This is a genomic window from Arthrobacter sp. FW305-BF8 (assembly GCF_021789315.1).
GTDB lineage: Bacteria > Actinomycetota > Actinomycetes > Actinomycetales > Micrococcaceae > Arthrobacter.
In genome coordinates this window covers 1,991,323-2,004,205 of the sequence record NZ_CP084561.1, presented here as the reverse complement: position 1 = coordinate 2,004,205, position 12,883 = coordinate 1,991,323, and the positions used below count along the sequence as shown (strand labels likewise).

The window sequence follows — 12,883 nt, the reverse complement described above, 5'->3', positions numbered from 1 at the left end:
CCTGCCAGATTATGCTGATCCCCTATTTCAGCACGGATGCCAGGCAGGTGCGTCCCTGCCTGGCATCCGGAGCGCCGTTTTTAGCTTTGGTTGAAGAAGCTGGCCGTGGCCTCGCTGGCTTTCTTGTCATCTCCGATGACTTCAACGTACGACGGCGACAGCAGGAAGACCTTGTTTGTCACGCGCTCGATGCTTCCGCGCAGACCGAAGACGAGGCCGGCGGAAAAGTCGACAAGCCGCTTCGCGTCCGACTCCCCCATGTCCGTTACGTTCATGATGACGGGGATACCGTCACGGAAGCTTTCGCCGATGAGCTTGGCGTCGTTGTAAGAACGCGGGTGGATCGTGGTGATCTGCCGCAGTCCGGTGGTCTCTTCACGGCTCGATGCCGCACGCTTAATGGGTGTCACGGGTGCGCGGTATTCCTCTTCGGCAGCTGGTGGCACTTCACGGGTGACCTCTCGGAGCGGCGCCGGCGCGCGGCGCTCTTCACGGTCATGCTCCATTGAGTTGTCCTCGTCCTTTTGCTGGGTGGAAAGCTCAGACTCGTAGTGTTCATCGCCGTCGGCGAGCCCAAGATAGATCATTGTCTTGCGCAGAGCGCCAGCCATGGTCGACTCCTAATCGTGTCCGGAAGCGGGCCGCCCAAAGGTCAAGACAGCATTGGAATCCCCGCCATTCAGTTCCAATACGACAGACGCTACCGCACGGCCGGGCGGGAACCGAGAATATCTGAGCCAATTCGGAGGTGTGTCGCACCGAATCGGACGGCTGCTTCCAGGTCCTGGCTCATGCCGGCGGAAATCCCCGTGGCGCCGGGGAAATCCTGCTGCAGGCCGGTTGAAATGCCCAGCAGTTTTTCAAAGGCCCGCTCCGGATCCGCCCCGAGCGGCGCCACCGCCATAACACCTGCGAGGCGGAGACCGCCCGCGGCTTCGAGCTGTTCAGCCAGCTGCGGCACTTCGGCGGGGGTGGCCCCGCCGCGGTGCGCACCGGCGTCGTCGTCCAGGCCCACCTGAATGAAACAGTCCAGGTCGCCGCGTCCGGTCAGTTCCTGCTGGCCGGCCATGGCCCGCTCCAGGGCCGTCACGAGCTGGGAACGGTCCACCGAGTGCACGGCCGAGGCGTAGCGGACCACCGTCTTGGACTTCTTGCTTTGGAGCTGGCCCACGAAGTGCCAGGTGAGGTCCAGGGCCTGGAGTTCTTCGGCTTTTGCCGACGCCTCCTGGTCCCGGTTCTCGCCAAAATCCCTGACACCAAGCGCTGCCAGCCGGCGGACGTCCTCGACCGGGTGGAATTTGCTGATCACTATGAGGCTCGGCGGGTTGTTCCCGCGGCCTGTCGCCGCGGCGGCTCGGCTGATGCGCTGCCGGACAGCGTCAAGGCGCTCGCCCAGCTGCACTGTCCGGGCATCCTGTAGTGTCCGGGCATCCTGTGTTGTCTGGGCATTCCGGGGTTCCGGGCTGTCAGTCATGGGTCCACACCAGTCCGGCGAATCTGCCGGACCGGGAGTCGCGGCGGTAGGAAAACAAGGACTCGTTTTCAAGCGTGCAGGGCCCCCGGTACTCGATGGGAACGCCGAGGGCGTCGAGCTGGCTGGCGGCGCCGCCGGGCAGGTCGAGCGCCGGCGTCCCCCAGGATGTGGTTGACCATGCGGACGGCAGGTGGGCGGCAACCTCGTCCCGGAGTTCGGCGGGCACCTCATAGCAGTTCCCGCAGACAGACGGGCCGAGCCAGGCGCGGATGTCCGTGGCCCCGGAGGCGCGCATTTGTTGCACCGCCGCCGGAATGACGCCGGAGAACAGGCCCGGCCGGCCGGCGTGAACGGCGGACAGTACAGGCCCGGAAGACCCTGCACCCACGAGGACCAGCGGAATGCAATCCGCCACCATCACCGCAAGCGGGCCGCCGAGGGACACCAGCGCGTCCGCAGTCGGTGCCGGCAGGCCAGCTTCGGCGGCTGTGCCAGCTTCACCGGCTGTTCCAGCTTCAACCGCTGCTCCAGATTCAACTACGAGGGACACTTCGTTGCCGTGGACCTGGTTCATGTACTGGAACCTGCGCGGCGAGATACCGGCGACGTCCTCCAGCCTTGCCCGGCGGTGAAGCACCGCGGCCGCGTCATCGCCCACATGCAGGGCGAGGTTGCCAGCGTTCGTGTCGGTGAACGCCACGGACACGCCAGGCTGCACTTCAGCACGCCACAAAAACAATTCGGAACTCCGGCACTCAGGGTTAGGAAGCAGGGTCAGCTGCCGGGCGGATGTCCGCCCGGCATCCTCCTACTTCAGGAAATCGGGGACGTCCAGGTCATCAGACCGGCTGCCGGTCAGGTCAGGCTCCACCACCGACGGAAGATCGACGTCGAAACCCGAGTCAGCAGGGACGGCGGACGGGCGCTGCTGGCCCCAGCTGCTGAGGCCTGCCGCGCCGACACCGGCGTGCACGGGCTGAACGTGGACCTGCTGGCTGCCCGCGGAGGGCTGGCTCTGCGGGGCGACTGCCGGAACGGCGGGCCGCTGCGGTGCAGCCTGCGGCTGCGACTGGTCCATGGACGGCGAGGTGGCCTTGACGTCATCGAAGCCGGCTGCGATGACGGTGACGCGGGCTTCGTCGCCCAGGGCGTCGTCGATGACCGCACCGAAGATGATGTTGGCCTCGGGGTGGGCAACTTCCTGCACCAGGCGCGCAGCCTCGTTGATCTCGAACAGTCCGAGGTCGGAGCCGCCCTGGATCGACAGCAGGACACCGTGGGCGCCGTCGATGGACGCTTCGAGCAGCGGGGAGGCGATGGCGAGCTCTGCTGCCTTGACCGCGCGGTCCTCGCCGCGCGCGGAGCCGATACCCATCAGGGCAGACCCTGCACCCTGCATGACTGATTTCACGTCCGCGAAGTCAAGGTTGATCAGGCCGGGCGTGGTGATGAGGTCCGTGATGCCCTGCACGCCGGACAGCAGGACCTGGTCGGCGGAGCGGAAGGCGTCCAGGACGGAGACGTTGCGGTCGCTGATGGACAGCAGGCGGTCGTTGGGGATCACGATCAGGGTGTCCACCTCGTCGCGCAGGGCGTCGATGCCCGCCTCGGCGGAGCCTGCACGGCGCCGGCCTTCGAAGGTGAACGGACGGGTGACCACACCGATGGTCAGGGCGCCAAGGGAGCGCGCAATGCGGGCAACGACCGGCGCGCCGCCGGTTCCGGTGCCGCCGCCTTCACCTGCGGTCACGAAGACCATGTCGGCACCGCGGAGGACTTCCTCGATCTCGTCAGCGTGGTCCTCGGCAGCCTGCTTGCCGACCTCGGGGTTTGCCCCGGCACCCAGCCCGCGCGTCAGTTCCCGTCCGACGTCGAGCTTGACGTCGGCATCGCTCATCAGGAGGGCCTGGGCGTCGGTGTTGATTGCTATGAATTCGACGCCGCGGAGACCCACCTCAATCATGCGGTTGACTGCGTTCACGCCACCGCCGCCGATGCCGACGACCTTGATGACGGCCAAGTAATTCTGCGGAGCTGCCACGTTACGTGTCCCTTGTTAGTGTCCTATTGCGAAAACTGATGGAGTCGAGCTTGAAGCCCTGAACCTTAACCTTCCAGTTGAAGGTTATAGTTATGTCAAGTAACTCACGTCTGTGACGCTATTTCCTCTGCTGGCTACATTCAATAACCGCCACCGCGTGTCGTCCTAATCCCCGTGAAATACACGGGTGCCGGGCGTCAAGATCACGCAAGATCACCGCGTCACCGGATGCCGCGGCACGCTTACGTCATAGGTGCTGACCGGGTTGAGGGGATCTGCCGGCACCTTGAGCAGCGCCTCCAGCACCCGGGCCTTGAGTTCCTTCTCCCCCGCGTTGCCCCAGATGACGGTCTGGCCGTCCAGCAGCTTCAGTTCCACTGCGTCGACGGACTTGGCGGAGGCGTTGGAGAGCTTGGCAAGCACGTTGGCCGGGAGCGCGCCGAGGACCTCGGCCGTGGCCTGGAACAGGTCCTTGCCGATGGTGCCCGCGCCGCCGTCAATCAGAGGCAGCTTCACGGAGGCGGGGTCTGCGGTGGTGCCGAGGCGCACGCCGTCGACGTCCACGAGCATGTAGTCCTTGCCGCGCTTCACGAGGGCAACGGGCACGCGTTCCTGGATCTGCACCGCCAGGACGGACGGCGGGTGGGCCTGGGTGGTGACCGACTTGATCTGGACGAGCGGCTTCAGCAGCGCGTCGACCTCTGAATCGCTGACCTGCGGCAGCGGCTTGCCCAGAATTGGCTTGAGGGCCGCCTGCACCTGGGCGGGTTTGAGGAGCTTGGTGCCGGTGATGCTCACGCTTTGGACCGCCAGCACCGGGGAGTAGACGGCGGCAACGATGAGCCCCGCCACGAGGGCAGCCGTGATACACACGGCAACCAGGATGTTGCGCCTGATGCGCCGGCCCCGGGGTTCGGGAAAGGCCAGCACATTGTCCTGTCCGGCGGTGTCCGGTCTATTGGCATCCGGTCCCGGCTTGGCAGGTCCCGGCTTGGCAGGTCCCGGTTTGGCAGGTCCCTGTTTGGCAGGTCCCGGTTTGGCCGGTTCCGGGCTTTTGAGCCGCGGCCAGGGGGCCTTGGCTGGTTTGGCCTGCGTCTTGCCCTTCGGTGCAGTGTTGCCCTTCGGTGCGGTGTTGCCCTGCGGCGCGGCGGCCTGCACCTTCGACGCCGTGCTGCCCTTCGGCGCGGCGGCCTGCACCTTCTCCTGTGCCGTTCCCTCAGGGACGCCCTTGGTGGCGGTGATCACGGCCGGCGTGCCGCCGTCGGGACGAGCGGCAGCCTCCCGGCCCGCAGTCCCCCGGCCCGCGGTGTCCCCGCTGCCCGTGTCCCGGGCGGCGGGCTTGGCAGGACGGTACGTGGGACGCCTGGTGCTAGCCACCGAGGGACTCCACGATGAGCGGCCCGTAGGCGGTGACGTCCCCGGCGCCGGCGGTCAGGATGATGTCCCCTGGCCCCGCGGCGGAGGCCAGGGCGGCAACGGCCTCGTCGCCGCCCACCAGGCCGCTGTCTGCGCCGAGATGCTCAGTGATGAGCGCGCTGGTGACGCCTGGGATGGGATCCTCGCGGGCCGGGTAGATGTCGAGCACCAGGGCAGTGTCGGCGGCCTTGAGTGCGTCGGCGAACTCTGCGGCAAACTCCCGGGTCCGGGAGAACAGGTGCGGCTGGAAGAGGACATGGACCTTGTGGTCGCCGGCCACGGACCTGGCCGCCGCCAAGGCTGCCCGCACCTCCGTGGGATGGTGGGCGTAGTCGTCGTAGACCCGCACGCCCCTGCCCTCCCCCTTGTATTCGAAGCGCCGCGACGCGCCGGAGAAGGCGGCCAGGGCGGAGGCAGCGGCCTGCGCGTCCACACCGAGTTCGAGGGCCACCGCCATGGCGGCAGCAGCGTTCAGCGCATTGTGCCGTCCGGGGACCTGCAGTGCCAGCGGGAACCGGCCGCCCGCCGTCGTAATGGCCACCTTGCCCGGGCCGCCGTCGTCGAGCCGGAGGTCTGCGGCCTCAGAGGTGCCATAGAGGACGACGCGGGCATTGCCCCGCTCGCGGGTGCGCAGCGCCAGCGCATGCGCGCCGGCGTCGTCCGCACAGGCCACCAGCACGCCGTCCGCCGGCAGCAGTGCCGTGAAGCGGTCGAAGGATTCGTACACGGCCTCGGCGGTGCCGTAGTGGTCGAGGTGGTCCGGTTCCACGTTGGTGACGACGGCGATCTGCGGACGGTAGTTCAGGAACGAACCGTCGGATTCGTCCGCCTCGGCAACGAAAACCTGGGAGCTGCCGTTCGCCGCGTTGACGCCGAGCGCCGGAACATTGGCGCCGATCGCGAACGACGGGTCAAGGCCTGCGCCCTGCAGCAGCACGGTGATCATGGACGTTGTGGTGGACTTCCCGTGGGTTCCGGCCACGGTCACCACGAGGTCATCGCCCATGGTGGCGGCCAGGGCTTCGGAGCGGTGCAGCACCGGCAGGCCGGCGGCCCGGGCGGCCTCCAGTTCGGGGTTGTCGGCGCGGATCGCCGATCCTGCCACGACGGTCTGGGCGTCGCCGAGGTTGCCGGCGCCGTAGCCCACGCAGATCCGGGCGCCGGCCGCGGCGAGCTCGTTCATGACCGGCAGGTCCTTCGCGTCCGAGCCGCTGACGGGAATTCCGCGCGCCACCATGATTCTGGCGACCGCGGACATGCCTACGCCCCCGATCCCGATGAAGTGCACGCGGCCCAGTGCTTCCTGGCTGGGTGCTGCGTTGGTGGTCATTTGGATACCGCTTCCAGTACGAGGTCGGCCATGAGCTGGTCGGCATTTCGGATGCCAAGGTTCTCCGCGTTCGCCGCCATCGCGTCGAGGCGGGAACGGTCGGTCAGCAGCGGGATGAGGCTGGTGCGGACCCATTCGGGGGTGAAGTCCCGGTCCGCCACCAGCAGGGCGCCGCCCGCTTCCACCAGTCCGCGGGCGTTCAGCGCCTGCTCACCGTTGCCGATCGGCAGCGGCACGAAGACCGCGGGAACGCCGACGGCGGCGACCTCGCTTACCGTGGCAGCGCCGGAACGGGCGAGCAGCAGGTCAGCCGCAGCGTAGACGGTTTCCATGCCGTCGACGTACTCAAGCTGGCGGTAGCCGTCGGCACTGAGCGCGTTGCCTTCTGAGTCCGCCACGGACTTGCCGCGGCCGGTGATGTGGATGGTCTGGACGCCGGCCCGGGACAGCGCTTCGAGCGAGGCCGCCACGGTGCGGTTGATGCTTTGCGCCCCGGACGAGCCTCCGGTGACGATGAGCACTGGTTTTTCAGGCTGCAGGTCCAGGCTGCGCAGGGCGCCGTTCCGCGCCGTTGCCCTGACCATGGCCGAGACTTCGCGGCGCATGGGCATGCCCACGTGGCGGGCGTTGCGGAGCGGGGTGCCGGCGAACGCCACTGCCACGTGCCGGCTCAGCCGCGCGCCGACCCGGTTGGCCAGGCCCGGCCGGGTATTGGCTTCGTGGATGATGATGGGGATCTTCCGCCGCCAGGCAGCAAGGTACATCGGCGTGCACACGTACCCGCCCACACCGACGAGGACGTCGGCTGCGGCGTCGTCGAGGATCCGCCCGGCCTGCCGGACGGCCCCGGCGAGGCGTCCCGGGAGGCGGAGCAGGTCCGCGGAAGGCTTCCGCGGGAACGGGACACGGTCGATGGTGGCCAGTTCCAGCCCGGCAGCCGGGACCAGCCTGGTCTCCATGCCGGCGGCCGTTCCAACGGCGAGCAGCCGGGCGTCGGGGCGGGCATCGCGGATAGCGGCGGCAATGGCCAGCAGCGGGTTGATATGGCCTGCTGTTCCGCCGCCGGCGAGGACCACGGACAATGACTCAGTTTTCATCAGGTGCTGGTTACGCTTTCGTACGGGATTTCTTGCGCCCGGGCAGCCGCAACGGGCCGAGTATCTTACGGGGCCGGATGTTGGGCGCCATTTGTTCCCGGGCCAGTGACAACACTACGCCGATCGCGCAGAGCGACATCAGCAGCGCCGAACCGCCGTAGGAGATGAAGGGCAATGGAACGCCGATCACCGGCATCAGGCCAGTGACCACGGCCATGTTGACCGTCCCCTGGCCCAGCAGCCACACCATGATGGTTCCGGCAAGGACCCGGTGGAACAGGTCCTCCTGTGCCACCACCACGCGGTAGATGGCGGCGCCCAGGATGGCGAACAGGACCAGTACGACGACGGTCCCCACCAGGCCGAGTTCCTCACCGATGATGGCGAAGATGAAGTCGTTGTGGGCTTCGGGGATCCAACTGTATTTCTGCCGGCTCTGTCCGAGCCCGACGCCGAACCAGCCGCCCGAGGCGAGCCCGTAGAGGCCGTTGGTGGACTGGTAGTTGGCGTCGATGCCGTCGCCGCAGCTCTGGCCGGTCCACCACGAGGTGATGCGGCAGACCCGGTTGGAGCTGGTCATGGCCATGAACGCTATGACCGCGCCCAGGCCCACTGCCGCGAACCCGAAGAGGTAGAGGCGTACCCCGGCGAAGAAGAGGGCGGCGGCCGTGATGAGCATGATGATCATGCCGGTGCCGAGGTCGTTTCCGACCAGGACGAGTCCAATGATCCCGCCGGCTATGGGCACCACAGGGACCACTGCGTGTCCCCAGTGGTGCAGCAGCGACGCCTTCTTGGCCAGGACGGTGGCCATCCACAGGGCCAGGGCAAGCTTGGCTGCCTCGGAGGGCTGCAGGGTGAAGAACCCGCCGACGTCGATCCAGTTCTTGTTGCCGTTGACGCTGGTTCCAATGACCAGTACGAGGGCCAGCAGGGCATAGGCGATGATGATGCCCAGCCACGCGAGCCGCTTCAGCCACACGACGTTGATGCGGGACAGCATGAACATGCAGAAAATGCCGATGCCGGCGAACAGGCCCTGTTTGAGCGCCGCCGTGTACGGCGACTCACCCGCGGCAATGGCCTCCACACTGGAGGCCGAGAGCACCATCATGATGCCGATGGCGGTCAGGGCCAGCGTGGTGCCCAGGATGAGGTAGTAGGTGGAGCCGTTGCGCGACTTCCCGTTTCCCTCAAGGGCGGACCAGAAGCGCCTGTACCACCGTTGCAACCGGCCGCTGGTGGGAATCCTGGAGGCCGGCGGCGTCGATGCAGCACCCGGTCCGGGTTTCTCCCCCGCCCGCTGCCGGGCGGCTGCCGGACGTGTGGGTGTGCTGACCATTCTTACTCCTTGCCGGTCCGGGCCTCCCCTTCCACGAGCTCGCGGACCGCGGCAATGAAGGCGTCGCCACGGTGAGCGTAGGAAGAGAACTGATCCATGGATGCAGCAGCCGGGGCCATCAGCACAGTGTCACCCGAGGCGGCGAGCTGTGCCGCCGATGCGACGGCCCGTGCCATCACTGCCTCCCCGGTTTCTGCTGAATCCGGTGCGGCGTCTTGTCCGGTTCCGGCAGACTGCACAATTTCAGTGTGGCCTGCGGCCTGCCGGATGACGGGGACATCCGGTGCGTGTCGCTGCAGGGACTCTTCCAGTGTCGCCGTGTCCTTGCCAATGAGCACCACGGCTTTCAGGCGGCGTGCATGGTCGCGGACCAGGTCGTCGTAGCTGACGCCCTTGGACAGGCCGCCGGCAATCCACACCACGGTGTCGAAGGCGGCCAGGGACGCGGAGGCGGCGTGCGGGTTGGTGGCTTTGGAGTCGTTGATCCACAGAACGCCGTGCTGCTTGGCGACCGGCTGGATGCGGTGGCTTCCGGGGATGTAGGCCTGCAGCCCTTCGCGCACGTGCTCGGGGCTGACGCCGTAGGCGCGCACCAGGCCGGCGGCGGCCAAGGCGTTGGCCACCATGTGGCGCGGGGCCACCGGGCCGAGGTCGGACATGGACGCCAGTTCGACGGCGCTGTCCTTCCGCTCGGCGATGAAGGCCCGGTCCACGAGCAGGCCCTCCACGACGCCGAGCATGCTGACGGCCGGCGTGAGGGTGGTGAACGCCACGGCGCGGCAGCCCTCCACCACGTCAGCGTCTTCCACCATGCGTTCGGTTTCGATCTGCTCGTCGTTGTAGATGCAGGCCTTCTGCGTGTTTTCGTAGATCTTGGCCTTGTCGGCCAGGTAGGACTCGTAGGAGCCGTGCCAGTCCACGTGGTCCTCGGCGACGTTGAGGCACACGCTGGCCACCGCCGAGACGGAGTGGGACCAGTGCAACTGGAAGCTGGAGAGCTCCACCGCGAAGACGTCGTACTCCACCGGGTCACGCAGGGCATCGAGGATGGGAGTGCCGACGTTGCCCACTGCGATCGCTTTCAGGCCCGCGGCCCGCAGCATGGACTCGGTCAGGCCGACCGTCGTCGTCTTGCCGTTGGTGCCGGTGATGGTGAGCCAGTCGGCGGTCTTCCGGCCCTCGCGGACGCGCAGGCGCCAGGCGAGTTCGACGTCGCCCCAGACCGGGATGTGGGCACGGGCGGCGGCCGCGAGCAGGGCCTGGTCCGGACGCCAGCCGGGCGAGGTGACCACGAGGTCCGGCTTCAGGCCGTCGATCTTCGGCAGGGTGCGGACGGCATCCTCCCCCAGGAGGACGTCGGCCGCGCCCACGATCCGCAGCGTGTCCGCCTTGGCCTGCGCGGTTTCCGTGGTGGCGCCGTCGACCACCACCACGCGGGCGCCGAGTTCGATCAGCGTGTCCGCGGCCGCGAAGCCCGACACACCGATCCCGGTGACCACGACGCGCAGTCCGGCCCAGTCGGAGTCCCAGCTGACCAGGCCGCTGAGCCTGGCCGGCCCCGTTAGGGGCGCACCGGATACTTCAGCGCGGGATTCGGAGCCGTTCACAGGAGGACCACCCATTCTGCGTAGAAGATGCCAAGGCCCGCGGCGACGAACAGGCCGGCGAGGATCCAGAACCGGACTACCACGGTGACCTCCGCCCAGCCCTTGAGTTCGAAGTGGTGCTGCAGCGGCGCCATCTTGAAGAAGCGCTTGCCCTTGGTCACCTTGAAGTAGCCCACCTGGATGATGACGGAGAGCGTGATGAGGACGAACAGGCCACCGATGAAGGCGAGGAGCAGTTCGGTGCGGGAGAGGATGGCGAACCCTGCGATGGCGCCGCCGATCGCGAGGGAGCCGGTGTCGCCCATGAAGATTTTGGCCGGTGAGGTGTTCCACCACAGGAAGCCCACCAGCGCGGCGCTCATGATCGCCGCAAGAAGCGCCAGGTCCAGCGGATCCCGGACGGAATAACAGCCCCCGCCCGCCTGACGCGGCGAGCCGCAGGCCTGGTTGCTCTGCCAGATGCCCATCAGCGTGTAGGCGCCAAAGACCATGACCGCGGCGCCCGCGGCCAGTCCGTCCAGTCCGTCGGTGAGATTGACCCCGTTGGTGGCGGCGGTAACGATCAGGTTTGACCACAGCACAAAGAGGATCGCGCCAAGCACGGTGCCGCCGAACGCCAGGTCCAGCCACGGGATGTCACGGACCAGCGAGATCTTGGTGGACGCCGGGGTAAGGCCGTCCGTATCCGGGAAGTACAGAGCCATGACGGCGAAGATGATGCCTACCGCCGCCTGGAGGATCAGCTTCGCCTTGGCGTTCAGGCCCAGGCTGCGCTGCCGGGAAATCTTGATGAAGTCGTCCAGGAAGCCCACCAGGCCCATCCCCACCATCAGGAACAGCAGGAGCAGTGCAGAGGCCGACGGCCCGGCCGACCGGGGGTTCATGAGCCACATGATGAGGTGCGTCAGGCCGTAGCTCAGCAGGACTGCGCCCACCACCACTGTGCCGCCCATGGTGGGCGTACCGCGTTTGGTGTGGTGCGAGGTGGGTCCGTCATCGCGGATGAACTGGCCGTAGCTCTTACGGACCAGCAGGCGGATGAACAGCGGCGTACCCACCAGAGCCAGCAGCAGGGCCAGGCCAGCGCCGATCAGTAGTGCAATCACAGCAGCTCGCTCCCTTCATTGGCATTTGTGGGGGTGGCGTGTGGGGGTAATGCTATCCGATCACCCAAATGGCGCAGTCCGACGCTGTTCGAGGACTTGAAGAGCACCAGGTCGCCGGGTTCGAGCTGCTCCTGGAGCAGTTCGTAGGCCTCGTCAACCGTCTCGGCGAAGATGCATTCATCGCCCCAGGACCCTTCCTGCACGGCGGACACGTAGAGCGAACGCGCTTCCCGGCCGACCACGAGGAGGCGGGAGATGTTCAGCCGCACCACCTGCGTGCCGACGGCGGTGTGCTCGCGGATGGAATCGTCTCCCAGTTCCAGCATGGCCCCGAGCACAGCCCAGGTGCGGCGTCCGCGGCCGAGGTCGGCCAGCGTGCGCAGGGCCGCCCGCATGGATTCCGGGTTGGCGTTGTAGGCGTCGTTGATGACGGTGACGCCGTCGGGCCGCTCGGTCCGCTCCATGCGCCAGCGGCTGGCCGCGGACTGCGAACTGAGGGAGGCGCTGATTCTGTCCGCCGGTACACCGGCCGCGTGCGCGGCCGCCGCGGCGGCGAGGAGGTTTGCCACGTGGTGTTCGCCGATGAGTTTGCTGCTGACCCGGACCGTGGGCTCCCCCGGCACTTCGAGGTCGAACTCCGGGTTGCCCGAGGCGTTGGTGTCCAGGTTGGCGGCCCGGACAGCAGGAGCGTCCGGATCAGCATCCCGGGAGGAGAAGCCCAGCACATTCCCGCGGGTCCGGGCGGCCATGGCGGCAACGCGGGGATCGTCAAGGTTCAGCACGGCGGTGCCCGCGGCGGGTACGGCCTCGGCGAGCTCGCCCTTGGCGGCCGCGATGTTTTCCACGCCGCCGAACTCCCCGGCGTGGGCTGTTCCCACGCAGAGCACCACGCCGATCTCCGGCCGGACCATGTCGGCCAGGTAGCGGATGTGTCCGACGCCGGTGGCCCCCATCTCGATGACCAGGAACCGGGTGTCAAAGCCCGCCTGGAACACGGTGAGGGGCACGCCGACCTCGCCGTTGTAGGAACCCTGCGGTCCAACGGTAGGCGCCTCGGCCGATAGGATTCCCGCGAGCAGGTCCTTGGTGGTGGTTTTCCCTGCCGAACCGGTGATGCCGATGACGGTCAGCTGTTCACCCGCCGACTCACGGTGTTGCCTGATCCGCCGGACCGCCTCAGCCGCGAGGGCCCCCATGGCCAGAACCGCATCCTCGACGACAACGGACGGATAGGTCCGGCCGGCGTCGTCCTTGATTTCGCGCTCGGTAAGGGCAAGAACCGCGCCGCGGTCAAAGGCCGCACCCACGAAGCTGTGCCCGTCTGCGCTTTCGCCCGGTTTGGCGACATAGAGGGAGCCGGCAACGGTCTCCCGCGAGTCGGTCACCACGGATGAGGGGGTGACGCCGGGGTCGGCAAGCAGCCGGCCATTGGTGATTTCGGCGATTTCCGCCGCAGTTAGTTCAATCATG

At 67.5% G+C, this 12,883-nt stretch carries 11 protein-coding genes; all 11 read right to left on the bottom strand.

Annotated features, from left to right (window positions below):
• Window positions 1-80: 80 nt before the first annotated feature.
• The 11 genes from LFT45_RS08920 to LFT45_RS08870 all read right to left on the bottom strand — a co-directional run bounded on the left by LFT45_RS08920 (window position 81) and on the right by LFT45_RS08870 (window position 12,882).
• The gene (locus LFT45_RS08920) at window positions 81-611 is read right to left on the bottom strand and encodes a cell division protein SepF (RefSeq protein ID WP_236807989.1); all 531 of its coding nucleotides are present in this window, start codon (window positions 609-611) and stop codon (window positions 81-83) included.
• Between the two features lie 89 nt (window positions 612-700).
• Window positions 701-1,474, bottom strand: coding sequence for a YggS family pyridoxal phosphate-dependent enzyme (locus LFT45_RS08915; RefSeq protein ID WP_236807988.1), 774 nt, complete (start codon window positions 1,472-1,474; stop codon window positions 701-703).
• On the bottom strand, window positions 1,467-2,213 hold the full coding sequence (locus tag LFT45_RS08910) for a polyphenol oxidase family protein (RefSeq protein ID WP_236807987.1): 747 nt from the start codon (window positions 2,211-2,213) through the stop codon (window positions 1,467-1,469). Before LFT45_RS08910 ends, LFT45_RS08915 begins: the two co-directional genes overlap by 8 nt.
• Window positions 2,214-2,282: 69 nt before the next feature.
• Window positions 2,283-3,515 carry a cell division protein FtsZ gene (gene ftsZ / locus LFT45_RS08905; RefSeq protein WP_236807986.1) on the bottom strand — a complete coding sequence of 411 codons (1,233 nt, stop codon included), beginning with the start codon at window positions 3,513-3,515 and terminating at the stop codon, window positions 2,283-2,285.
• 213 nt (window positions 3,516-3,728) lie between these two features.
• Entirely contained in the window at window positions 3,729-4,892 is a 1,164-nt protein-coding gene (locus LFT45_RS08900; RefSeq protein WP_236807985.1) for a cell division protein FtsQ/DivIB, read from the bottom strand.
• On the bottom strand, window positions 4,885-6,261 hold the full coding sequence (gene murC / locus LFT45_RS08895; RefSeq protein WP_236807984.1) for a UDP-N-acetylmuramate--L-alanine ligase: 1,377 nt from the start codon (window positions 6,259-6,261) through the stop codon (window positions 4,885-4,887). The genes LFT45_RS08900 and murC overlap by 8 nt, the downstream gene beginning before the upstream one ends.
• On the bottom strand, window positions 6,258-7,358 hold the full coding sequence (gene murG / locus LFT45_RS08890; protein ID WP_236807983.1) for an undecaprenyldiphospho-muramoylpentapeptide beta-N-acetylglucosaminyltransferase: 1,101 nt from the start codon (window positions 7,356-7,358) through the stop codon (window positions 6,258-6,260). The genes murC and murG overlap by 4 nt, the downstream gene beginning before the upstream one ends.
• A gap of 10 nt (window positions 7,359-7,368) precedes the next feature.
• On the bottom strand, window positions 7,369-8,700 hold the full coding sequence (gene ftsW, locus LFT45_RS08885) for a putative lipid II flippase FtsW (protein WP_236807982.1): 1,332 nt from the start codon (window positions 8,698-8,700) through the stop codon (window positions 7,369-7,371).
• 2 nt (window positions 8,701-8,702) lie between these two features.
• A complete protein-coding gene (murD, locus tag LFT45_RS08880) occupies window positions 8,703-10,322 on the bottom strand; it encodes a UDP-N-acetylmuramoyl-L-alanine--D-glutamate ligase (protein WP_442863610.1) in 1,620 nt (539 codons plus the stop codon).
• Entirely contained in the window at window positions 10,304-11,413 is a 1,110-nt protein-coding gene (gene mraY / locus LFT45_RS08875; RefSeq protein WP_236807980.1) for a phospho-N-acetylmuramoyl-pentapeptide-transferase, read from the bottom strand. The genes murD and mraY overlap by 19 nt, the downstream gene beginning before the upstream one ends.
• Window positions 11,410-12,882 carry a UDP-N-acetylmuramoyl-tripeptide--D-alanyl-D-alanine ligase gene (locus LFT45_RS08870; protein ID WP_236807979.1) on the bottom strand — a complete coding sequence of 491 codons (1,473 nt, stop codon included), beginning with the start codon at window positions 12,880-12,882 and terminating at the stop codon, window positions 11,410-11,412. Before LFT45_RS08870 ends, mraY begins: the two co-directional genes overlap by 4 nt.
• Between the last annotated feature and the right edge of the window lies 1 nt (window position 12,883).